Source organism: Candidatus Protochlamydia phocaeensis (assembly GCF_001545115.1).
GTDB classification, from domain to species: domain Bacteria; phylum Chlamydiota; class Chlamydiia; order Chlamydiales; family Parachlamydiaceae; genus Protochlamydia_A; species Protochlamydia_A phocaeensis.
On record NZ_FCNU01000002.1, the window covers coordinates 123,678 to 148,762 of the forward strand.

16 protein-coding genes and 1 pseudogene are annotated in these 25,085 nt (G+C 42.3%); 4 read left to right on the forward strand and 13 right to left on the reverse strand.

All coding sequences use genetic code 11. The annotated features are described in order from the left end of the window. Positions 1 to 10: 10 nt before the first annotated feature. From BN3769_RS00525 to BN3769_RS00535, 3 genes and pseudogenes are all read right to left on the reverse strand, one after another. A pseudogene (locus BN3769_RS00525) lies at positions 11 to 738 on the reverse strand (IS1 family transposase). Positions 739 to 953: 215 nt separating this feature from the next. After that, positions 954 to 2,021 (reverse strand): chorismate-binding protein, encoded by a 1,068-nt coding sequence (locus BN3769_RS00530; protein ID WP_068466489.1) that lies wholly within the window; start codon positions 2,019 to 2,021, stop codon positions 954 to 956. Between the two features lie 75 nt (positions 2,022 to 2,096). Next, a complete protein-coding gene (locus BN3769_RS00535) occupies positions 2,097 to 3,713 on the reverse strand; it encodes a hypothetical protein (protein ID WP_068466491.1) in 1,617 nt (538 codons plus the stop codon). A gap of 198 nt (positions 3,714 to 3,911) precedes the next feature. Between BN3769_RS00535 and BN3769_RS00540 the strand changes: the two genes are divergently transcribed. Beyond that, a complete protein-coding gene (locus BN3769_RS00540; RefSeq protein ID WP_068466492.1) occupies positions 3,912 to 5,093 on the forward strand; it encodes a hypothetical protein in 1,182 nt (393 codons plus the stop codon). Between the two features lie 182 nt (positions 5,094 to 5,275). Here BN3769_RS00540 and BN3769_RS00545 read toward each other — a convergent pair whose 3' ends face one another. The 10 genes from BN3769_RS00545 to BN3769_RS00590 form a co-directional block, all read right to left on the reverse strand. Continuing rightward, positions 5,276 to 6,385 (reverse strand): DNA polymerase III subunit, encoded by a 1,110-nt coding sequence (locus BN3769_RS00545; protein ID WP_068466494.1) that lies wholly within the window; start codon positions 6,383 to 6,385, stop codon positions 5,276 to 5,278. Beyond that, the gene (gene tmk / locus BN3769_RS00550; protein WP_068466497.1) at positions 6,382 to 7,062 is read right to left on the reverse strand and encodes a dTMP kinase; all 681 of its coding nucleotides are present in this window, start codon (positions 7,060 to 7,062) and stop codon (positions 6,382 to 6,384) included. Before tmk ends, BN3769_RS00545 begins: the two co-directional genes overlap by 4 nt. Before the next feature lie 12 nt (positions 7,063 to 7,074). Then, positions 7,075 to 9,612, reverse strand: a complete 2,538-nt coding sequence (gyrA, locus tag BN3769_RS00555) for a DNA topoisomerase (ATP-hydrolyzing) subunit A (protein ID WP_068466498.1) — start codon at positions 9,610 to 9,612, stop codon at positions 7,075 to 7,077. Between the two features lie 89 nt (positions 9,613 to 9,701). Further along, positions 9,702 to 12,209 (reverse strand): DNA topoisomerase (ATP-hydrolyzing) subunit B, encoded by a 2,508-nt coding sequence (gene gyrB, locus BN3769_RS00560; protein WP_068466499.1) that lies wholly within the window; start codon positions 12,207 to 12,209, stop codon positions 9,702 to 9,704. A 30-nt stretch (positions 12,210 to 12,239) separates the two neighbouring features. Beyond that, on the reverse strand, positions 12,240 to 12,578 hold the full coding sequence (locus BN3769_RS00565; protein ID WP_068466501.1) for a DciA family protein: 339 nt from the start codon (positions 12,576 to 12,578) through the stop codon (positions 12,240 to 12,242). A gap of 1,896 nt (positions 12,579 to 14,474) precedes the next feature. Then, positions 14,475 to 15,557: a hypothetical protein gene (locus BN3769_RS00570; protein ID WP_068466503.1), complete on the reverse strand. Its 1,083-nt coding sequence runs from the start codon at positions 15,555 to 15,557 to the stop codon at positions 14,475 to 14,477. A gap of 69 nt (positions 15,558 to 15,626) precedes the next feature. Next, positions 15,627 to 16,568, reverse strand: coding sequence for a 4-hydroxy-3-methylbut-2-enyl diphosphate reductase (gene ispH / locus BN3769_RS00575; RefSeq protein WP_068466504.1), 942 nt, complete (start codon positions 16,566 to 16,568; stop codon positions 15,627 to 15,629). 65 nt (positions 16,569 to 16,633) lie between these two features. Further along, positions 16,634 to 17,125: a low molecular weight protein-tyrosine-phosphatase gene (locus BN3769_RS00580; RefSeq protein ID WP_068466506.1), complete on the reverse strand. Its 492-nt coding sequence runs from the start codon at positions 17,123 to 17,125 to the stop codon at positions 16,634 to 16,636. Positions 17,126 to 17,137: 12 nt separating this feature from the next. Beyond that, positions 17,138 to 19,162, reverse strand: a complete 2,025-nt coding sequence (locus BN3769_RS00585; RefSeq protein ID WP_068466508.1) for a bifunctional serine/threonine-protein kinase/formylglycine-generating enzyme family protein — start codon at positions 19,160 to 19,162, stop codon at positions 17,138 to 17,140. An 85-nt stretch (positions 19,163 to 19,247) separates the two neighbouring features. Next, positions 19,248 to 19,829, reverse strand: coding sequence for a hypothetical protein (locus BN3769_RS00590; protein WP_068466510.1), 582 nt, complete (start codon positions 19,827 to 19,829; stop codon positions 19,248 to 19,250). Positions 19,830 to 20,279: 450 nt separating this feature from the next. On the opposite strand from BN3769_RS00590, the gene yidC reads away from it, so the two are divergent. The 3 genes from yidC to BN3769_RS00605 all read left to right on the forward strand — a co-directional run bounded on the left by yidC (position 20,280) and on the right by BN3769_RS00605 (position 25,045). Next, complete coding sequence (gene yidC, locus BN3769_RS00595; protein ID WP_068466513.1) at positions 20,280 to 22,784, forward strand: membrane protein insertase YidC; 2,505 nt, start codon at positions 20,280 to 20,282, stop codon at positions 22,782 to 22,784. 113 nt (positions 22,785 to 22,897) lie between these two features. Further along, positions 22,898 to 24,253, forward strand: a complete 1,356-nt coding sequence (gene dnaA, locus BN3769_RS00600) for a chromosomal replication initiator protein DnaA (protein ID WP_068466515.1) — start codon at positions 22,898 to 22,900, stop codon at positions 24,251 to 24,253. A 222-nt stretch (positions 24,254 to 24,475) separates the two neighbouring features. Continuing rightward, on the forward strand, positions 24,476 to 25,045 hold the full coding sequence (locus tag BN3769_RS00605; protein ID WP_068466517.1) for a hypothetical protein: 570 nt from the start codon (positions 24,476 to 24,478) through the stop codon (positions 25,043 to 25,045). Positions 25,046 to 25,085 lie beyond the last annotated feature (40 nt).

Below are 25,085 nucleotides of genomic sequence, written 5' to 3' on the forward strand. Positions count from 1 at the left end.
CCGGGTAGTCCTAAACTGGTAGTGATTTCAAATTATCATTATAATCACAAATAAACATCTTAATAAGCCCTATATGGTTTTCAATTTTCTTGGAAAATGACAGGTTTTTTCGGACTAATCGTGCGCATCGTTGCCTAATGTTGCAGTTAAATCTCTCAATATAGCTTGTCTTTCCGGATTCTTTTCCAACCGGGCTATGTTGTTTCCATGGAATAACTTCGTAGTAAGCTGCAAACTTATCTGTGTAAAAGTGGGCTTTTTTTTAAATTCTATCGAAAGCTTATTCATCAATGCTTCAGCGGAAGCTTTATCGCACTTTCCAACGTGAAAAGCCAAAATTTGTCTTGTTTGTGAATGCATGACAAGCCATAGCCACTGATCATTTTTCTTATTCCCTACAAAGCTCCACATTTCATCTGCCTCAAGAACAAAGACTTCGAAATCATCATTTTCTGCTAATACGCTCGCATTCAAATGATCCGGCAGTTCCGTGAAAGTCTGCTGCATAAATTCAAGCAACCATGGCATGCTTACATCAAAAATTCTGCAAATCCCTTCTAATGAAACTTTTTCTAGAAGCGATCTCCTTATTCTTTCCTTAGTATCTGCCGGTATGATCTTGTTTTGAGGATCTTCCACAAATTGTTTTAAACAAGAGAGACATTGAAATTTTTATTTGCCATTTGAGGTATAACCATTTTTCCGAGCGATAAGCGCACTGCATTGAGGGCAAGCGATGTTCATGTATTTGCTCCTATATTAGAGCAAATACTTTAGCTTACTAACGTCTTAAAATCACTACCAGTTTAGGACTACCGAGAATTTCTTAAAATTCATAATAACCTATGGTTGAGATTATTTTCGCCCTAGAAGGAAAAGGACTCAAATTTAGGTTATTAGCGGTTTTAGGACAGCTTTTTAAAGACTGCCGTTGAATGCACTAGTCTGGATTCTTATAGAGCCAGGCACTGCCGAATAGAGTGAATTTTTAAGAGAATCTCATTCCATTCCTGTTCGCAACGGCTTCCTTTCACCACTCCACAGCCCGCTCCAATTCGCATCCCTTGATCAGACCATTGCACTTGGCGGATCCCCACAAAGCAAGAGGCCCGCTTGTGAATGGGATCGATTACCCCAAAAGGAGCTCCATAGAACTTTCTATCTAATTGCTTCTGGTAATTTTCCAGCCATTTTCCTCCTTCCAAACGAGGAAAAGCGCCAAGAGCTGGGGTGGGATGCAGCGCTTTGACCAGTTGATCAAAGTCAAAAGGCTGCGTAAGAGAAACCTCGATAGGCGTCAGCAAATGATTTAAAGTAGAAAATGGCAATAACTGCCTCTCGCCAACTTGAATGCGTCCAAAAGGCTTTAAAGCTTCGCAAATCCCCTTAACAACAACTTGATGCTCATGCTTTTCCTTATCGTCTTGTTGCAGCTCTTCCTTCTCTTGCTGTTTTTTTGTTCCCGCTAAAGCCATGGTCCGGACAAGATGGCTCTGCCCTTCATCATATAAAAAAAGAGTCTCTGGGGTGACCCCTAAAAGGCCGCCCTCCTCGTTCCAATAGCCATACAAACAGCCGGGACGGGATTGAAGATAGGCTAACGCTTCTTTTAAGGATCTTTGCAACCTTGCCAGTGACATGTAAGAAGAGGAATACGCGAAAGTATAAGGCACAGCCTTTTCTAAAAGGCCATTTTGAAAGGCTTCTTGAAGCCTCTGAAAAGTTTCTTGGAATAATTCGCGATGGCCAACGATCCATTCGAGCGGCTCTTCCCCTGCCATCGCTTTTAGCTCATTGTCCAATTGATGCCAGGTTAAGTTCAGTGACTTTTCATATTGAATCCAAGGAGCAGCGCTCCGCAAAAAGAAATCGGGAAAATAAAAGATCGGTCTACCGGGATCTAGCTCTTGCCGCGACGCGGCAAGGCGGCAAGGACCATATCCAAGCAAAAAGGAACCGTCCCCTGCACTCATCAGGGCACCGGATATCCAATCGGATGCATCAAGAATAGTGGCTGGCATCTTTATACTGCCCTTTAGGAATAAAGGGCAGTCTTATAGCGCAACACAAATTGAATTAGCAATAAAAATTCTAAACTATTGCTTAGTTAAATAAGACGCATTCTCCTTCGGCAAAACGCGATAGAGGCCAGCGATTGTCTGGTAAGGAGATCGGGAGAACCAAGCCAGCAGCATCAATTTAAAATTCTCTAAATTTGAAGATTTAAGCCCTTTGTAATCGGAGACATTGGGATCTTGAAATTCATAATAATCAGCCGAAAGGGATATATAAACGGCATGGCCCGATCCTAAAGCAGGATCAAGCAGAGCAGCCTGCACGCGCCTTTGCACTTCAGGAGGACTGTCTGCACCTAAAATTGCCAGCGCTCTCTCTTCAGCCTGTTCCCAAGATAATTGACTTTCCGGTTCAGGCGCATGCTTTGTCACACTATCTTCGAGATTTAAAATAAAATGAGCCTGTCCATCTTTATTTTGCTCGACAAGCCTATCTAAAGCCTCGGTAATAAACGCTTCCGTAGAAATTTTCTTTTTAATTAAAGCCCCATTAAAGCCGATGATTTCTACGAATTTGATTTCTAGCTGATCAATAAGAGAAGAAGGAAACATGGCTTGCATAGCATTTAGCTCCCTCTCTCTTTCGAATTCAGCAAACCTTGCATCCAGTTCTTCTTTCTGAATGGTTAAAGCCTTTGCTTCGGAATGGGAAGCTTCAGCCAACTGGTGATTTAAAAAAGCTTTTCGCAATACAAAATTCTGCCACTTAGGATTAAGAACATCCAGAAAAGTCAAATTGATGATATGGCAGGCTTGATAAAAGCGCGCCTGTGGAGAAATTTGCATGCCTATCGAATCCTGTTCTTCTCCCTCTAACTGATTTTTGATGTGATTGAGTGTCGCTCCTATGCATATGCCTTGCAAAAGATAAGCCTGGCGGTCTTTTGTCTTCGATTGAGTCCTGGAAAAATTAAAAAAGTTTCTAATATCCCTAAAAGCAGCATCTTTCTTTGCTGCCACTACATACTCATTCAGACCGGTCAAAAGCTTGTCTTCTATCTTCTCATGGCAAACGCTAAATTTTTCCTCTATCTCATAGATAGCCTCGGACATATAGTCTAAAATAAGCTTTTCTTCTTGAAGATGGATTTGCCTAAAGATGGCATACGTGCGTTCCACCACCGACATAACTCTTTTTGCATCCTCATCCTCTAATTGCTCTTTCAATTTAGCATTAAAGTCGCTCCGACATGTCTGCCAGCTTATTCCTTTTTTAATGAGATTTTCATATGCACTAAAGGGCTCTTTTATCCTAAATCCACGGCCCAGGATATTTAGAAAAAATGCCCACTGTTTCTCACGCTGAGCTTGAACGCTTTTAAGACAGCTAAGGGAATTTCCAAAATAAGCCGATTTGCTTTGCAACACTTTCTTTCCAACCAATTCCTCTAATTCAATTAAAGTCAATTGATCGGATGGCTGAGTGTTATGAAGCCTAAGCTGACGAATATTTTGATATAAATAAAAAAGCTCCTGATAACTAGTCGATTCATAACGGATTTCACTAAGCTGGCTAAATTGCTTTTGGAGCTCTTCTTTGAATCTAATTAGTTTAAATTTGGAATTTAAAACTTCATTGGTTTGATTTTGATTAATTAATAAAGACTCAATTTGATGACTAGCAAAACTAATATTCATATTATCCAAATAATTATATATTTCTATGGATAATAAATTTTTACCGTTAATTTTAATTAAAAGAATTGTTAAGAAATTTTGAATTTAAAATAATTGTTTTAATTAATTTTTAAATAAAAACCAAAACCACATCTTAATAATAAATTAATAAAGATATTTTATAATTTTTATAAATAAATTATATTATATAGGTTTTTTATGAATTCTTCTGTTTCTTCTTCTTTATCTCCTTTATTCTCCGCATCTTTATCTTCTTCTGAACAAAAGGTAGAGCTAAAAGATAAAACAACAGAGGCGGGACAAGAGGCATTGAATCAGCTTGCTTTAATGGACGAGGCGTCTTGCTTTTCTTTAGACGAAGCGGAATGGGAGATCATTCCCGATCAACAGAAAGAGCAAGCTGCCGAGATTTTGACCGATCAAGAAAAATTACAGACGCTTATTGAGACGATTGTCAATCTTGACGGGGAAGAATGGATTCTAGTGGAAGATGAGAGAGTCGAGTTTATCCAGGCCGAAGAAGGAAAAAGCAATTGGAAGAAGCAATGGGCGATTACTGGCGGCATTCCCGTTTTAGGCGCCACTGTTGGAACCATACAGCAATTGGCGGGAAGCAAGGCAGGACTTTCCGTTCTGCAAGGACTTAACTTATTGAAGCAAATAGAAATTAAAAATTGTGCGTATATTTTACCAGCTGCCCCTATTTTCGTTGATTTAGCTCAAAGAGTTTATCAAGATTCTTCTTCCGATTCCTTCCAAGTTAAAGTAATAAGAGCCGCTAAATCATTGGATAAAAAAGAACTCGCCTTTAATCTACTTTCCTGTGGGCTTAGCTTAGGAACAGCGGGCATGCATGGAGCCATGATGAAGGCCGGCTTGGTCGCCTTTGATCTTTCGGGGCATATCATGACAAAAGTTGTCAGCAGTGCAATCCTTGCTAAGGGAGTGACAAGCGCTGAAGGGGAAGACAAGCCTTCTCTTTTAAAAAAAGCCGCTCTTTACCTTTACGTTGCTTCTGATGCTTTGATGCTGCATAAAACAGCCCTTCGCTTTCATACGCCGGAAGAAGTTGTTGCAGGAGCGCTGTGGGGATTGATCAATTTGGGCGTTGCGCAAGCCATCGCCAATCGTTTAACCGCTCCTTCAATTCAGCCTGAAACTGAACCTTCTTCCCCTGAAATACTGGAAGAGCAAAATCAAGAACCAACAAACACTCTCTTAACACAAGAAGGCAATCTGACCTCCCATATTCAAAATGAACAGTATTTTGACGATAATGGAGAGAAAGAAGCCAAGGCAGAAGAGCCGGAAGTCCTTATTTCCAAGCATACCGAAGATTTTACCTCTTTAATCCAAGAAGACTATTTCGATAAAGATTAAATTGACTAATCTGAAATTCTAAAAACTAAGGCGTCTTCCTAGATTCAAATCCTTTCTATAAGAGAAAAACTCATTTCGAATTTAGATTGTTATGAATTTAGGGACATGCCCTAGGTCAGACCATTCACTTTAAGCCAGCTTCTGCCAGCCCATCTATGTCCAGAGTCAGGTTCTTTTGCCCGTCAAAGATAGCCCAACTTCAAAAACAAGTTCTCCAGGCAGATCTGTAGGGAAGTCGAGCGTTGAAGAGCCAGTTGGGCTTCGTCGATCATTTTTTGTACCTGCTCGATAGCTGGCAGGTTTCCCCTTTGTCCAATTTGTTCTAGTTCCGGGACATAGTCCGGATTGATTAAATACCCCCTTGCCCCGCCGTGATAAAGAACATGCAAATCGCGGTACCAAGAGAGAAACTGGTTGAATAAGGTTTGGGTTTCTTGAATGAAAGCCATGGTAGACAACCCTTCTAATTCCTTTTCCAAACTATGCTGCTGCAAAGCCGATAACTGGTCTGCTGGAATTTTATATAACTCTTCTTTTGCAGCTTCTTCTGCCTGCTTTCTAGACTTTTCAATTTGCGCCGTCAACTCTCCCACAGCTTCACTTAAGGATTTATAGCAGGAAAAAGCGCCTTGTGCGAGAAGATTGAGAAGCGAGCTTCGCAGTGTATCGCCTCCATGCTCGATCAATTGAATCGCGCGCCCTATTGATCCTTGCGAGAGGTGGGCAGAGTTTTTCGCCGCTTGAGGATCGATCTGATGGCGGTCGATAAGGAATTGCTCTATGGTTGCTTGTGGAATCGTTTGGAATTGCAAGATACGGCAACGCGAAAGAATAGTTGGCAGCAAGGCCGATTGCGAGCGGCTGAGCAAAATGATAAGCGTGCAGGGGGGCGGTTCTTCAAACGTTTTTAATAAGGCATTAGCGCTATAGGTCAGCATGCGATCCGCCTCATGAACAATAAAAACTTTCCATTTGGCCTCATAAGGAGGCAAATAGACCTCTTCGCTCAATTGCCGCATCGTCTGAATGCTATGCAAGCCGAGCTTGCCTTCTGGGCGGTAGACGTGAATATCGGGGTGCTGCCCTTTTTCAATTTTAGCGCGATGCGTTCCTTGCGGATCATCTAAGCCGATTACCATAGCAGCCAAGACTTGGGCGAACAGGCTTTTTCCGATCCCCTCTTGCCCCGTAAATAAAAGAGAGTTTCCAATCGCTCCTTTTTCTACCATATGGGCAAGATAGCGTTTGATCGTCTCATTCCCCACTAAAGCGGAGAAATTGGTTGGGATCATGTCCTTTCTTTCCTGGTTGGAAGAATAATCAACTCGTCGACGGCCCGGACAGCCTCTTTGAATACATCTGCTTGAGACCGATTGGCATTGATGCAATACATTCTAAATGGTTCGCGCCTGGCGGCGGCTCGAAAAGCTTCTTGTACACGTAAGTGGAAGTCCAACTTCTCCGATTCAATTCGATCAAGCTGTCCACTCCCCGCCTGTTCTTTGTCCAGCTTTTGCGTCCTCTTTAGACCTATCTCGGGATCAACATCCAAAAAAAGCGTAAGCTCTGGCTCGATCTCGCCACAGACTAATTGGCAAAATCGTTGGACATACCTGCTATCTAGGCCGCGGGCAGCTCCCTGGTAAGCAATCGTTGAATCATTGAAGCGGTCGCAAATAACAATTTTTCCAGCTTGCAAGGCAGGTTTGATCAACTCTTCTATATGCTGGGAGCGTGCTGCTAAAAAGAGAAGCAGCTCTGCTTGATCTCCGATTTGAAGAGAAGCATCGCGTTGCAAGACCAAGCTGCGAATGGTTTCGCCAAGCTTCGATCCGCCAGGTTCTCTAGTTTTTACCACTTCGTAACCTTGCTGCACAAAATAATCAGCCAATTGATTGAGAAGAGTAGACTTACCGGATCCCTCTCCCCCTTCAATTGTAATAAAATGTCCTCTAGATAAGGATGACATATATTTCTTGGGCTATTCTAATAAATCAGCGGTTTCTTCAGCGGCATCGACATCCGTTGCTTCATCGGCGCTTGGCGTCTCGACAGTCTTTTCTTCAATATCTTGGTTTTCACTTCCCTCTAATTTCTGGATAGCAACCAAATAATCGCCCTCACGCAAGTTAACAAGCTTGACGCCTTGTGTATTACGGCCCATGACGCGCAAGTCAGCCATGCGGATGCGGACCGTTTGCCCAGTTGATGACATCATCACAACGCCATCATTGTCCGTTACACAGATTGCTCCGACCACATTGCCGTTCCTTTCGCTTGTGATGATCGATCTAACGCCTACGCCTCCGCGGTTGGTCTGACGGAAATCTTCGACATGGGACCGCTTGCCAAAACCATTCTCGCAGACAACTAAAATGGATTCATCGCCATTGACGACTTCACAGCCTACAATGAAATCATTCTCATCGCGCAAAGTCGCCCCCTTAACCCCTCGCGCCATACGGCCCATCGGACGGACATTGCTTTCATCAAAGCGGACTGCCATTCCTTTATAGGTAAAGAGCATGATTTGCTGCTGCGGCTTCACAAGGCGTGCTGCCACAACCTCGTCGCCTTCGTCAATATCCAGCGCCCAAATTCCTTTGCGTCGCGGGTTGCTAAAATCAGTCAGCATCGATTTTTTGACTACTGCGCGCTTGGTGGCCATGAGAATGCACGACTCTTCGTCAAAGGCCGAAACGCGTAAGATTGTAGCAATTTTCTCTTCAGGCCTTAAATCTTCCAGCAGATTGATAAGCGGCTTGCCCTTCGATTTTCTTCCCGTTTCAGGAATTTGCCAGACTTTCAGCCAATAGCATCGTCCTAAATTGGTAAAAATCAACAGATGATCATGGGTCGAGGCAACATACAAGCCCTTAATTATATCATCTTCTTTTTTCAGCTGCATCCCTGCCACGCCTTGACCGCCTCGTCGCTGTTCGCGGAATGTATCAACGGGCATTCTCTTGATGTAATCATCTTGAGAAATTGTGATAATAACAGGTTCATTGGCAATTAAGTCTTCCATATTCACTTCGCTTTCAGCGGCAATGATACGCGTTTGACGTTCAGATTTGTGATTCTTCTGAATATCCAGCAGCTCATCTTTAATAATGCCCCTTACCATCGCTTCGCTTGCCAAAACCGCTCGGAAATACTCAATTTTCTTCAGCAAATCTTGGTATTCCTCGTTGATTTTATCCCGCTCCAAGCCTGTGAGTTGGTATAAGCGCAGGTCTAAAATGGCATTTGCTTGACGCTCTGTAAATTGGAACCTTTCCATCAATTGCGAACGTGCTTCATCGCGGTTTTGGCTAGCGCGAATGAGTCTAACCACTTCGTCGAGATGGTCAATCGCTTTTAAATAGCCTTCCAGAATATGCGCTCTCGCTTCGGCCTTGTTCAATTCAAAGCGCGTGCGGCGGCGAACGACATCGATGCGGTGCTCGATCCAAGCGGCGATGAGCTGTTTGACATTCATTATGCGAGGCAGGCCTTTATCCAAAGCCAGCATATTGCAACCAAACGTGATTTGGAGATCGCTGAATTTGTAAAGCTGATTGATGATAACTTCCGGAACCTCGCCGCGCTTGAGTTCAACGACAATACGCATCCCATCCTTATCCGATTCATCGCGCAGGTCCGAAATTCCAGTAATGGTCTTATTGTTAATCAATTCTGCAATTTGCTCGATGAGGCGCGACTTATTGACATTGTAGGGAATCTCGTCGATGGCAAGCCGCTGCTTGTCTGGATTGTCTTCATTTTCTTCTATACGGATCAAGCCCCGTAAAATGAGCTTGCCTCTTCCTGTATGAAAAGCTTCCTTAATGCCTCGGTAGCCGCAAATAATGCCGCCTGTTGGAAAATCAGGACCAGGCATGACCTTCATAATCTCGTCTATGCTCGTTGTCGGATCATCCAATAAGAGCAGCGTCGCCTTAACAAGTTCATTGAGATTATGAGGAGGAATATTGGTCGCCATTCCAACGGCAATACCGGATGATCCGTTGCAAAGCAAATTGGGAAATTTGGAAGGGAAAACTGTTGGCTCTTTTTTCGTCTCGTCATAGTTAGGAGCCATTTCAACAGTATCTTTATCCAAATCGTCCATTAATTGGACAGCCGCTGTCGTTAAACGGGCTTCCGTATAACGCATAGCAGCCGGAGGATCGCCATCGACGGAACCGAAGTTTCCTTGTCCGTCAATCAGGTTGTAGCGCATTATCCATTTTTGGGCCATGCGGACCAGAGTAGGATAAATGACCATCTCGCCATGCGGATGGTAGTCACCGGAAGTATCACCCGAGATTTTGGCGCACTTACGGTGCTTGCCATTTGGACCCAGGTTTAACTGGCGCATGGCGTATAGGATACGTCGTTGGGAGGGCTTTAAACCATCCCTCACATCCGGAAGAGCGCGAGAAATAATTACAGACATGGAATAGCGCAAATAGCTATCCTTTACTTCATCTTCCACATTCCGCGTAACAATGATTTCGTCTTTCGTATAGGACATATTAACCTCTTTTTCCGGATATCCAAGCGTGCAAGTATACCCTAAGCCGCTTTTCTTACTTATTTGTAAACTTTCTTCTCTTTATTGCCTTAGATATCTAAATTTTTAACTGACAATGCATGCTGCTCGATAAACGCTCGTCGGGGAGGCACATCTTCTCCCATTAGCATCGTAAACATATGGTCGGCGGCGATGACATCCGGTAAGGTGACTTGGATCAGCGTTCGTTTAGCCGGATCCATCGTCGTCTCCCATAACTGATCGGCGTTCATCTCGCCCAAACCTTTATAACGCTGGATTTCAATGCCTTTGCGTCCATTTTCTCTCAAGAACTCGATTAATTCGCGCAACGTATGGAAAGGATGGATTTTTCCGCCTTCCTCTGTTACGTCAATTTGATGGCTATTGCCGATTAAGTAATTGTTAAGCTCCAATCCATAAGTATGAAGCCGATTGATCATTTCTTCCAATCCACCTTCTTCATATAATTCGATAAAGTGCAGGCGTCCTGGCTTGAAAGTGCGCATTTCTTCTGTAATTTCTTCTTCAGGAATAGAAGCTAATGTTTCTTGATGGCGCTTTCTTTGGCTTTCTTCTTCCGACTGTCTTAAAGCAACAAACTCGTCTTCAGAATAAGCAAAGCGCGGTCCATCCACCAAATTCATTTGAAAGCGCGGCAGCTGGCCAGCGCCATTTCTAAGGGCCAGAAATTCTCTAAATGGAATGCCTTTGCGTTCAATGCGCGAAATAAAATCTTCAACTTCTAATATCCCTTCAACAAGCTTTTTCACCTCTTCAGGGCTCAAATCGCTTTGCTGGCCCGGCAGCTTGATGCGGATATCGCTTAGCCCAAGCTCAAGCAAATAATCGTCCATTTCACGCTCGGAATGAATATAACGGCTTGTTTTCTTGCGCGTCACACGGTAGAGAGGCGGCTGGGCAATATAAATGAAGTTATTCTCCACCAATGCCGGCATATGGCGATAAAAGAAAGTCAAGAGAAGGGTGCGGATATGCGAGCCGTCCACATCGGCGTCAGTCATGATAATGACTTTATGGTAGCGCAATTTGTCTAGGTTGAAACCATCCTTTCCAATCCCACATCCTAACGCAGCAACCATTGTCCCCACTTCATTATTTTGAAGGATTTTCTCCAGGCGCGCTTTTTCCACATTCAAAATCTTACCGCGAATGGGCAAAATGGCCTGAAAACGCCTGTCACGCCCTGATTTGGCAGAGCCGCCGGCCGAATCCCCCTCGACGATGTAAATCTCGCAAAGCGCAGGATTCTTTTCCTGGCAATCTGTTAGCTTACCTGGCAAACGGGCACTGTCTAAAGCTGATTTCCGCAGCGTCAGCTCACGCGCTTTGCGTGCCGCTTCGCGCGCCTGGGCAGCTATGATTGCCTTATCAGCGATCATTTTTGCCAAAGCTGGATTTTCATCTAAAAAGATGGACAGCTCTTCCCCGACAATCTGTTGAACAACCGATCCCACATCGCTATTGCCTAAACGCTGCTTTGTCTGGCCTTCAAACTGCGGATTGGCTACTTTGACAGAAATAACAGCTGTCAAGCCTTCCCGCATATCCTCTCCGCTAATGGAAATTTTATCGGTTTTGAGAAGATTGTGGTTTTTAATGTAATTATTCAATACTCGCGTTAGTGCCGTTGAAAAACCTGTCAGGTGGGATCCGCCTTGGCGTGTCGGAATGTTGTTGACATATGAAAAAATGGTTTCCGTATAACCATCGTTCCATTGCATGGCGACTTCGAACTCAATTGGCGCATCATCGCCAGGACGTGTTCCTTGAAAATAAATAGGCGCAGGAAAAAGCGGTTCTTTGTTTTCATTCAAATAGCTGACAAAAGAGCTCAAGCCCCCTTCATAACAAAAATTCACATCTTCTTTATCGGAATGCTTTTCATCTCGGAAGAAAATGTTAATTCCCTTATTTAAGAAAGCCAACTCTCGGAAACGCTTAGCTAAAATATCATAGTCAAATTCAGTGACCGCCATGACTGCATCGTCAGGCCAAAACCACACTCTTGTTCCGCGTTTCGTCGTCTCTCCTATGACAGTGACCGGACGGACGACACGACCTTGAGAAAATTCTATCTCGTAGATCTTTCCCTGCTTATAGACCTGTACAGTCATTTTCTTTGACAAGGCATTTACGCAAGATACTCCGACACCATGCAAACCGCCCGACACCTTGTAAGTATCCTTGTCAAACTTGCCTCCCGCATGCAAGATGGTCATGACTACTTCCAAAGCAGAGACTTCCCGTCCTTGCTTAATCGATTCTTTTTCATGGCGTTCAACCGGAATTCCCCGTCCATTATCTTCAATGCTGACAGAATTATCCTTGTGAAGAATGACATCAATGGCAGTACAATAACCAGCCATAGCTTCGTCGATACAATTGTCTACCACTTCGTAAACCAAATGATGGAGTCCATTGACACCTGTATCGCCTATATACATCCCAGGCCTTTCACGGACTGCCTGAAGACCTTCTAGCACCGTAATCGAACTAGCATTGTATTCTTTCGTTTGAGTTTTGGACTCATCTGAGTTTATCTTAGCTTGAGACATTCTAATACCTTAAATAGTGATTTTTTTTCCTCAGCCAATTCGAAAAGAAATGGTTTTAATTTCAACCTGAGGAAACTTTTGTCTAAGTTGATTTAAAATGCGAGGTTTGTCATTTTGACTCAACAAACTATGAAGAGTAGAATTTTTAACTTTCACAACAAGGATTCCATCTGCAAAAGAAACGGCTTGCGTCATAGCCGCAAGCTTAGGACCAATAATTTCTGGCCACATAGCCAAAATCAAATCCGGCCTTTGATGATAGGCCTCTCCAATTTTCGATAAAACCGCTGGCAACACGTCATTAATACAATGAGTCGTCAATTGCGTTCCATCATAATGCCTAGGCGTGCGAGAATAGGATTTACTCACAACGTTTTATCTGCCTTAAATTAAAAGAACTTAGAGAAAAAAATTTAAGCTGGATTATAGCAGAAAAAAGTCTCCCAGACAACATTTTTATGCGCGTTAATTTTAAATATTTTCCGCTTGTCTTTTTAATCAGCTAAAATCCAAATTATCTTAAAATTTAAGCACTTTCCACCATAAAAAGAATAGAGAGCAACCTCTCTTAAAGAGGGGAAAGCAAGCTAACTCCCTTCCCTTAACAGATACATATTCAAATCTTTAAATTTTTTAATCGACTATTAGAATGAATCGTCAATAACCGATGCCCCTATACTTGAAATGATTTTTTCTCTACGGGAAAAGAAGGGGAATTTAGGCCATTCAACCCCAGAGACTATTAGCGATTTTAATTAACAATAGTCCCATTCTGATATTATCCTTAAGCCAATTGACTTCCGTTCTATCTAAATCAGACGAGAGGGTAGATCTCCCTTTAAAAGGGCTTACCCCCTCTATTCTGCCCCCTATCGCTTCGCTTTCTTAAGCCTTCTATTTTCACACCTTTTAAGCGAAGCATTCTCCTTTTCCCAACCAAATCCTCAATCAATTTCATTCCTATTATACCCTATTTTTCAATTAATTTAAACACCTAATAATCAAAAGATTATATAAACAAGACTCGGAATAACCAATTGAAATTAAAATAGATTTTAAGACAATAGAAAGGCCTCTCAACCATAAAATATTTTCAACCGCGAAAAAGATAATTAAGGGAGAAGCCAAGACTGAAAGGCAAATGATAGCCTTTATAGTTCTGCGATGATTTTTTAAAGGAAGAGATCATTAAGATTGACCAAATGTAAAAATGACTCTCGCAGAAATCAGGCTTGCGAGCCTTGTGACAACTGGTTTTTTATGGCAATATTGAAAGAGCCCATAAAGCCTTAAAGGCAGCCGCCATATTGATAAAAGACTAAGTAAACATCAGTTAAATGCAAGATTGCACGGAATTAATACTCAAACGCGGCATGATCTTGCTTATGAACAGAGGCAGTTTTTGGGCTTATCTAAAGAAGTATGGCAGATAGCTTCCCAATTAAGGGATGTCTCCCTATTCAGATTGAGGAAAGAGAAGCATGCAGAGGCTATAGCACAAGCAAGAAAGAATATTTCTACGACTTGACGGTCAATAGGATACAAATTATGAAAAGAAAGAAGAGCTTAAAAACGAGGCATTGGAGTCATAATAGAGTGTAAAACCAACTTCTGCAGGCCTCATTTATTTGAAGATTGGCAGAACCTTAAACGCTTTCGAAGAACAACCAAAACAATGGTTAGCCAAGTGTCAACTCTTCTACCAAAAAAGATTCATGCTGTTACAGATTTAGGCTTTGAACTAAAAGTGATGGGAGTTGTAATAACTTTAGCCATAAATTTGGCTCTTAGTTAGTCATTCCGAACTTAAATTATATAATAAAACAGAATTAAAACGTCCTCATCGGAACAGCCACACATTTGATTCAATGATAGCTTGCAGTTTATATAAAAGATGATTTAACGCGCATGACAAGCTAAATTTTGACGGATATAAAAACAGAAAATTCTTAAAACTTTATTCCTCATGCTTGATTGCAAGCAAGTAAACTAAATAACGATAAATTTATTTTTAATATCACATCTTTTATTAAAAAATAATTAAAAAATATCGATTTAATTTATCTTGTATTTTGCATTGATAATAAACTAAATAAAATAAGAATATAAAAAAGAATAAAGTGATATCTCTACAAAATCAAAGCTTTAAAATGTTAGAGCTCCTACTGTCATTCGGAACACGGATAAAAAAAAAGAGAAGAAGGAAAACCTTCTTCTCTTTAACTTTAACACACTCATGCTAGCTTATTGCTAGCACGGGCTATCTTAGAATACCATTCCTAAATCAACAGAAACGCTTCCAGAACACCATTCGATTTTTCTAAGTGGGATAGAAACGTAGCATTTTGTCTTGACATCGCCAAAGCTATCATCAACAATTAAAGCACGATCGCGTCCACGACGGGCTTCAAAATATTGCCATTTGCCTTTTAAAGCCAATGTCCAGCAATCGCAGAAATCCCACTTCACACCGAAATCAACGACATGACCATAGGCATTTCTAGCACGGTGGTGGAATCCATCTGGAAGATCAGGACGCAAGTTCCAACGAGCTTTTGCATGGTAGCATGCCCAGTGGAATTCATAGTCTAAGAAGAGTGTCCAATCGCACATAAGACGATAGTCAAGATCGAAACCAATAAATGGTCCATTCCAACGTGTATGGTATTTGCTGTGTAAGCGACCGCTGTAGCTGTAGCTGTAGTCGCTATAGCTGCTGTAATCATAGCTATAGTCGCTGTAGGAATAATAGCTGCTGCGAGCTTCGTTAGGCGCTGCAGCAAAAACGATATCATCACTATAGCTGCCATCAGATACGCTGTCTATTCTAAGATGGCGGTCTCTTAAATGCTGCCCTTTCCAAGAATAACCAACTAATGGTGTGATAGATAAGCTATCATCACACATTTTAAATTGGTATCCAACAGCAACATCGGCATCATAGACATGACCACGTGTACGGGCATGAGAACGAGAAAACTCGATAGGAGAGCCGCTCTCAAAACGAACATGATCAGAATCTGTATTTTTGCCGTGATAGATCCAACCGTAATCTCCACTTGCTCTCAAATAGATGTTATCGCAAGTGACGTACTTGCCGCGTCCTTCGATTTGCCAAATTTGAAGATTTTTCCACTTCAAATCCGAGCTTAAACCAAAAGGAACAGAGCCGCTTTCATCTGAAGAATAAGAAGATCCAAAAGTATCTACGTGAGTTTTCCACTTCAAGTGGTCTCTACGATAGCCAACGCCGACTTCCAATGAGGAATCTGTTGCCTCTGGCCAGAAGGCAGAAACAGCAGAACAACTTAGAAGAGACGCCATAAGTGTCAAAATAAATTTGCGCATATGTCCTCTCAATGATTTTTAATGGTTCAGGGATCTTTATAAAATACACTCTAACAATAAATTCTAGAATTAAGCAATACTAAATCGTGCATTCACGATTGGTTTTGGTAATTGGAAGACAACATCCTCATGGGTATAAACAATATCTTCCACTTCATCTACTCCTAACTCAATTAAACGTTGGATGCATTTTTGTACAATCTCTTCTGGAGTAGAAGCCCCTGCTGTCAAACCAATAGTTTGCTTTCCAATCAGCCAGCTCGGCTGGATTTCTTTTTCATCATTAATCAAATACGACTCAATTTCTCTTGTAGAAGCAACCTCTCTTAATCTATTAGAATTAGAGCTTTGCGGATCGCCAACAACTAAAACCAAATCCGTTTGGTCTGTAATTTCTCTTAATGCCATTTGACGATTGGTCGTGGCATAACAAATAGAGGAGCTGGGCAATGTTTCAATATGAGGATACTTAGCCATGAGGGCTTGTGTGATCTCTTTGACATCATCCAAGCTAAGAGTCGTCTGCGTAATATAAAACAATTTTTCATTTTCTGAAAATTGAAGATTTTTCACATCGTCTACAGATTCTACAATGGTGGTCACATCAGGCGCTTCCCCTGCTGTTCCAATAATTTCGACATGGTGACGATGCCCAATTAAGACAATTTGATAGCCTTGCGAAGCAAAACGCTTGACTGCCGAATGGACGCGTGTGACCAACCCGCAAGTGGCATCAATTTCAATTAACTGGCGTGCTTTAGCTTGCTCTCTTACGGCCGGAGACACACCATGGGCAGAATAAATTAAGCGGGCCCCCACAGGGACATCATTCACATCTTCAATAAAAATAGCGCCTTTATCTCTAAGTTCTTGTACCACATGCCGATTATGAACAATTTCATGTTTGACATAAATGGGGGCGCCCCAAAGCAGCAAAGCTTTCTCAACAGTCTCAATGGCTCTTTCAACCCCTGCACAAAAGCCTCGTGGTTTGGATAACAGCAACTTCATTTAATACCTAAACTTTAGATGAATAGAAGAAGAAAAATCATAGCGGAAAAAGGAGTATTTGACAATCACGAAGATCGCTTTTCTTCTAGTTCTTCGATATGATTCAGCAACCCTTCGCAAGAATCTTCTAACATATCCAATACAAGCTCAAACGCGCCTCCTGACTGGTAGTAAGGATCGGGGACTTCCTGCCCTTGATAAGTCGAGCTAAATTCTGTCATTAAATACATTTTCGCTTTTTGCTCGGGTGTTTTAGCGTAATGATAAAGAAATTTCAACACTTCTTTATCTGCAGCTAGAATATAATCGAAGTGGTCCAAAAAAGACTTTTGAAATTGCTGGGCCCGGCTTGTCAGGACAATCCCCCTCGCACGCGAAGCCTCTTGGATACGCCTGTCAGGAGCTTGGCCGATATGCCAATCTCCTATTCCACAACTTTCGGCATAAATATCCAGCGAAGGACGATGGGAAGCTAAATGCTTTAAAATCCCTTCGGCAGCAGGCGAGCGGCAAATATTTCCCATGCAGACAAAAATAATACGAGCTGTTTTTTTCATTTCCGCCTAAAATTACGAGATTTGAACATCTGTTGCACAGCGGAACCCATACGTTCCGTTAACCGTGCCAGGATTATTCCGGTGCCTTCTAGAGCAACGCAAATCCTCTTTTAAGCTCTTCCAACACCCTCCTCTTAATACGCGATACACTCCTTGCAGAGGCCCGGGAGGATTTTCAGGCTCCTGAATCGATACTTCATAATAATTATAACCATACCAATCATGGCACCATTCATAGACATTTCCCGCCATATCGTATAGTCCATATCCATTTGCTGCATAGCTCATGACAGCCGTTGTATCGGAGCTGAAGAAATTAGCTTGTGTTTTCTCAATATCATCCCCTGTCGGATAAAGCACATTCTCGCTCCCTCCACGCGCCGCAATTTCCCACTCAGCCTCGGTTGGGAGCCGTTTTCCTACCCATTTCGCATAGGCGATCGCTCCATACCATGTCACGCCTACGACAGGATGCTTCGCATACCCGGACTCTATACTAAGCTTGCCGCCGCTGCGCTTAATGCGAGAATCGCGCAGCCGGATAATATCGTTATGATTACTATCTTTTTCTCCCCCCATCACCTCTAAGAAACGAACAAACTGTTCGTTTGTAACTGGATGAATATCAATCGCAAAGCTCGGTAAGTTGACTTGATGGCGAGGCATTTCATCGCGATTTCCATCATGGCTTCCCCGATAAAATGATCCTCCCCGAATCACGATCATATCAGTCAGAATCGGTTTGACATTTGTCACATCTTTGCGCTCTGGGCTATATACTTTAACAGACGCAGTCGATTGAAAAATGGCGCCTGGATCTAAATCATGCTGAGGGCGTTCTAGTTGCGGCATCTGCAAGACGGGCGTTAAAGTCTTTTCTGCCACTTCTTCTTCCAGATGGACGCCCTCCTCCGGCTTAGCAAGAGCTGCCACTGGCTGTAAATTCACAGACTCGGCTGCAACAGCATACTTTGCTGCCATTTGGACAGGAAGCTGTTCTTCTTGCGTTTGCTTGGGCTCTTCTTTAAAAATTTTCATGGGTGCCGCGTCAAGATTGCCCGCTCTTTCTTCAACAAAATCTATTCCTACATTAGCCACCGCAATTTTCTCTGGTTGCTTAATAGAGTCTAGGACTTCCATTAAACTGTCGGGGCGTTTGGACGGATGATTCTGCAAACAATGGCGTAATAAACTGTCCCAGTTATAGCGACATCCCCTTCTAGCAGACGGCATCTCAAAAATCCCTTCCGGCAATTCATTGAAAAGCAAGAAATAGGTTAACACGCCAAACGCATAAATATCGGCTTTATGGTCAACAGGATAAGGAGAATCTAAACGCTTCTGTTCCGGAGCGAGAAAGGCATAGTTTTGTAAAAATGAAGTATGCAAAGGAATCAGTTTTTGCTGATCCAGAGGAGGATTAGGATAACGGTCCTGCCCAGCTTTTTGCGCAACAATTTGGAGTCCAATCCCCAAAGCCTCAGCAACATTTTTATATGTTCTAGTTAGAACAGCTCCTGGCCCAATAATCCGCATAAGCCCAAAATCGGACAAGTAAACGTCTAGTCCTTGTTTTCTTTTTCCAATGAGAATATTATTAAGCTTTAGGCTGCGATGGACAAGCTCTCTATTTCCCACCTTCTTGGCATGTGCATAATCAAGCGGATCGGCAATGCGCTTTAATAAATAAAAAATCTCCTCCTCTTCCAGCGGACGGCCAAGTCCCATTATGTATTGGGCCAAGTTGGTCGTCTCGCCCAACTCATCGACAATGCAATCAGTCACAAGAAAATAAATTCCTTGGGCGAAAGAAATATTGTAGACCTTAACGATATTGGGATGATCCAATGCAGCCAATGCTCCCACATCTTCCTCAAAGCGCTGGATAAAGCTCCGGTCGGAAGCCAGTTCTTCAGGCAGAACCTTTAATACATATTGGCGCTTCATGAAACGGTGCTCTGCCAAGAAAACGGTCCCTAAAGTTCCTTGTCCAATTGGCTTGATAATGTTGTAATCCCCTAAAATGCGCGGTTCCATGCTCTTCCTCTATGTCTTATCTTTCTGCCGAAAATAGTTAGTCTAAAAATTATTTTCAAATTTCTTCCCATCTCAACCTTTTTTTTCAAAAGATGGATGAATCACTCTTAAGAGAAAAGCCAAGCTTACCCTTTAATTGCTTTTCCACATCACCCGGGATAGCGTCATCTCCGATCAAGGCCACATTGGAAATGATTGTTAAAAAGGTATTAAACTCCTCTTTAGAGCCTTGTAAAGTAAAGTCTTGATACGTTCGTTCTAGAAAAAAACTTACTTCCCCTATACCCGAATATATTGTATTTCTTTCAACCATGGCTTCTTTTTTATAATGTTCTGCCAATAGATTTTTTAATCGGTCAGCATGGCCTTTTTTGCAACTTAGGCAAAGATAGGTTTTTCTAATATGGGCAAATGCTTCAGGACAAATATACAAAGCTATGCGAGTAATAATCCCTTTTTCCGTTGAATTTTCATAATGAAAAAAATCTAGTTCCGACAAGCTTTGATTAAGGACGCGAACCCAGCCACCAAGCGTTTCAGTAATTTTTTTTTCTTCAATGATACTCCCTTCATCTGTCTGCTGATTGACGTCTTCTGGCTCTAATAATAAATTTTGTTTACCATGATCGATAGTTAGGGAGGAATGTGAAAAACCATTTAAATTCATATTAGCCCCTTCTTTAAGGTTTAAATGACCGTGCTTTAACAAGCGTCCCTAAATTGATCAATATTTGCTTTAAACGCGTTTTTGCTTTTTTGGAAGCCTAAAGCCTGCTTTTAGCAAACACTTATGAATTTTAGAGACATTTTCTTAGAAAATGCCTTAAAACCGCTAATGACCTATATTTCAAATTAGCCTCTCGAATCTAGGCTATTAGCGGTTTTAATACATTTCTTAAACAAAATCGTTAGCATATCAATCTTTTGATCAAATGAGAAGATTTTTTCAAAATAAAGCCAATTAAAAAACTCATTGCTTATTTTTTATAAAAGTCAGCTATTTTTTAAACTTTACCAAATCTTCAGAATGCGCCATTTTTCTTGTCACTTTCATCGTTAATATGGTAATTTATTCCTTTTAATGTTTGATTTTAACACTTTAAAGGTAAATTGGCTCATGGATAAACGCACGATCCTGTTTGTAGTAGCTCTTTCTCTTACTTTATTTGGACTTAATCTCTTTTTTCAACAGCAAAACGCCCAGACAAAACAAGAATGGCTCGCTCAGCAACAAGCTCAAAAAGCCCGGCAAGAGGAGCGAGTTAAAGAAGAAATTGGCCAGCGAACAGCAAATCCTGATATGCTTCCCCTCGTCAAGCTGTATAGCGACGAGCAAAAACAAAACTTTTTAGCAGGGGGGATTGCAGACGGCGATCAAATTCTTACTCTTTCATGGACAGATGATCTCCCTTCCCATATCTATGCACTAGATTCTAATGATGAATTGATCGCCTATACCCTGATTTATCATCAGCCAGGAGTAGGCGCTCCTGCCCTTTACGGAGCCAGTTCAAAAGAGGCTGCTTCTATGCCGATTGGCCACTTACCGGAATTTGGGCGATATGATCTGCAATTAGTCTCGTTCCATCCAGATGCCCGCCATCCTTTTGGCGTGACTTTGGGAGAATATACAGATGGTCATTTTTCTCTTCCTCGCCATGATTTATCTTTTTTTAATGGTCACGCAAAAGAGCATTTTCCTCATTATTTGGCCATTGCTCTTTTAAAAACGAACCGAGGCTATCTGCCAGTCGGACTCTATGAAGCAGAGCAGCAAAAATTCGTACGCCTGCAAGATACAAATGGACTGGCACAGTATATACAGCCTATCCAAACGCCTAGCCAGCCTTCGAACAAAAAAGCAGAAGAGAAATTTTACGTATTGGAAAACGCTTATCAGCAGTTCGTTTTTTCTAGCCGCGGAGGCGCCTTAGCTGAGATCAACCTTCCCTTTGAAACCAAGGATAATCCACAAAGCGTTGTGCGGGAAATTGAATTTGACCGGGATATGGTCAAGAATCATCCTTATAATGCTTACTTTCCGGCCCACCCTTATTATACCCCGTCTTCTTCGAATTCCGATTCTTTTACTTTTCATGAGCAAGGAAAGCTGGGTGGATATTATCCCTTACTACGTCGGGATTTAATTGAGAAACCTCCCTTTAAGAGCGTCAAAATTCCCGCTCAATATTACGCCCTTAATATTGTATCCGAATACCCTGAGCTTGCTGAACTGAATTTTGACGTGAAGCACTTTGATGAACGTTCGATTACTTTTGAAGCCGTCCAAAATCACCGGCGCATTACAAAGACCTACTCTTTTGGCGACTCTAAGGAAGAAGCTCCTTATTGCCTTCATTTAACGATTAAAATTGAAGGCGATGGAAGAGGATTATGGTTGACGTCAGGCATTCCCGAAGTGGAATGGATCTCCGGCGCTCCTACCCCTTCTTTGAAATATCGCATTACCCGTAATCAGAAGGCTGAAGTCGAGAAAATTGATCTGCCTAAAGATGCCTTAACGGTAACGTCCACTTATCCTGATTGGATCTGCAATTCCAATGGTTTCTTAGGTATGATCATGGATCCTATTAAGGAAGTTGATCCTGGCTATCGGGTTCAATTCATTTCAGGCAATGCGGCTCCCTCAAGACTGGTAGAGATTGATGAAGAATACCAACGCTATAAAGCGGCAGATATGCCTGGATACATGACTTTGCTACCCTTGAAGTCGCAAGGCGGAACAATGACCTTCCGCTTTTTTGCCGGGCCTTTCGATAGCGACATCCTCAAAGCGATCGATAAGAAGTATTCTGATCCAGCCACAGGCTATAATCCCGATTACATCGCCTGCCAGACGATGCATGGCTGGTTTACTTTCATTTCGGAGCCGTTTGCCAAATTTTTGCTCGTTCTCATGAACTTTTTCCATTATATAACGGGTTCATGGGCTTTATCGATCATGTTATTGACCATCAGCTTGCGCTTAATGCTTTATCCGCTTAACACGTGGTCGACAAAGTCCATGATCCGCATGCAGCAGATCAGTCCGGAAGTATCGGCCTTGCAGGAAAAGTATAAAAAAGACCCCAAGAAGGCGCAAATGGAAATCATGGCTCTTTATAGAGAACGTGGAGTCAATCCGGCCTCCGGCTGCTTGCCCTTGCTTATCCAAATGCCCTTTTTAATTGGAATGTTCGATCTCTTAAAGTCAAGCTTTGCCCTTCGTGGAGCCTCTTTCATTCCCGGTTGGATTGATGATTTGACAGCCCCTGATGTGTTATTCAGCTGGAGCCGTCCTATTTTCTTTATTGGCACGGAATTCCATCTATTGCCGATCCTATTAGGATTAGTCATGTTTTTGCAGCAACGCTTGATGTCTACAGCTCCCAAAGATCCAAAGCTGATGACAGACCAGCAGCGCCAGCAGCGTACAATGGGAACCATGATGGCCGCCGTATTCGCCGTTATGTTTTATAACTTCCCATCTGGATTGAATATTTATTGGCTATTTTCCATGTTATTAGGCATCCTCCAACAGTGGTATACGACAAAGAAAATGCAAGCCCGCCCTACCGAGGCGGCTTCACCGCAGCCTTCTAAGAAAGCACGAACGAAATAATAGAATGGGCGTATGCAAGTCTCTTTAGCTTTGACTTGCATGCGCCCGTCGATTATACTCAGCTCGGCACTTGTTTGGATAGCCATTGAATCAAGATAGCAAAGTGGGCACGCATGCAAGCTTGGGAACAATTTTTGCAACTGCAAGAAGCTGAATTAGGAACGGAAACGGTACAAAAATGGCTGAGAAGTTTAAAAATCCAGCGCTTTGATGCTTGCAACCTTTATTTAGAAGCCAAAGATTCCTTCCAAGCCCTTTGGTTTGAGGAACATATACGCGGCAAAGCCCAATCGAAGCTTGTCAACGGGAATAACAAGCGGATCAAGATCCACTTATCAATCGCCAATTCTCCTCAAGCCGCTAAGAAAGCGAAGTTAAAAGCCAAAATTAAAGAAAGCACGTCTCCTTTTCAGCTGACTTTTGACGATCTGGATCCTCTTTGCCTCTTTCAATACTTTATTGTCAGCGAAGAAAATACACTGGCACATAAGCTTTTTCTAGAAATTGCCGGTCTTTCCCCTCAAACTCATACAGCCCAGCTAGGCACATTCAATCCTATTTATCTTTATGGAGGAGGGGGAACGGGAAAAACGCATTTGTTAATGAGCCTTGCCCACACCCTGCGCGCGCAAGGCTTAAAAATTATTTATGTCCGTGCAGAAACATTTACAGACCATGTTGTCACGGCAATACGGGCTGGAGAGATGAGCGTATTTCGCCAAGCTTATCGCAATATAGATGTTTTGCTCGTTGACGACGTCCATGTCTTTTCACGCAAAGGAGCTACACAAGAAGAGTTCTTCCACACCTTTAACACTTTGCATCTGGAAGGCAAGCAGATCATTTTGAGCGCCAATTGTGCGCCGCAAGAGCTTCAATTGATAGAGCCTCGCCTGGTCAGCCGTTTTGAATGGGGGATCGTTCTTCCCCTCAAACCTCTTAAAACCGAAGATATGCGGCTTTTATTAAATACGAAAGCGCAAGCTTTACATTTTCCACTCCCCACAAAAATTGCCGATTTCCTTTTGGAGACATTTACCAGCAATCCCAAAACGCTGATCAAAGCCCTTGAAGCGCTAGTCTTGCGTTTGCACTTGGATTCAAAAAACACGCTTTCTTCTTTGACCACTACAGCTGCTAAAACACTTCTGGCGGATTTGGTTGATGAGGAGGTGAAATCGGCAATCACTCCGGCTAAGATCATTCAAGCAGTGGCCGAACAGTATGGCATCCGAACAGAGGATATTTTGGGTAAAGCACAAACAAGGGATTGCGCTCTGCCGCGCCAGTTGGCCATGCATCTATGCCGCGAGCAGCTCAAAATGCCATTCATGAAAATTGGCGATCTTTTTTTTCGCGACCACTCCACTGTCATGTCTAGTGTCAAGCACATTCAAAAAGCGCTCGATCAAGATGACCGGGAAATTACCGGAGCTTGGCATGCCATTCTAAAAAAACTGCAAGCTTAAGCCGGCCATCCTTCTTTCGATTCTTTCTTGCCGCCTTCCTTGTGCTATATTTGAGATTATTTTCTCCTTATAACTTGAATTCAAGCCATTAGAAGAGTTTTTAACAAACTTTTGCCGATCCTTCCTTTTGTGACAATAATCAAAGTATGATATATGAAGCCTCAACCGTACTAATTTATTTTTTAAACCAACTTTATCAACAAAATAAATGCGGAGAAAGACATGCAAGCAAGTTTATCAGGCAGCCGACTAGAATTCTCTCAGCTGAACGCATCAACTCACCAAACTAGAAAGGCACCTGGCAATGAGGATGAGGACGAGCGCAAAATTTTTGTTATAGCCAATACCTGTATTGGCGTAGGGGCGCTTACTATAGGCTCTTGCGCACTTGTCAAGTCTTCGCGCTTCTATAAAATAATTCAGCGCGGAGATGCGTGTTTGCTTGGCCTCATTCTCTTTCATACGGGATTGAGCTTTTATGCTTTTAATCCCAATAAAGCAGCTTCTGCCTGGTTTGCTTGCACAAATTATTTTAGAAAGTCTGATCCTTCAACTCAGAAAATAAAACACTATCTTCGTGTTCTCTGCCTTTTGAATCTTCTAAAAAATAAATTTCCGGATAAAAAAGATATCCCTCGCTCTGCAAGCCCACAGAATGGGCGTCTATTTGTTATCAATCCAGAGCCGCGGCAGACACAAAGGCCCCAACAAGAAAATGAGGACAAAGAGGCCTCCCTCCTTCCTATTGTTTATTTAGCAAAAATGGCCCTTAGATCCCTATTTTCTTCCTAACTAATAAAGTCAGAGGCTTTCTTATGAATAAAAACCATTC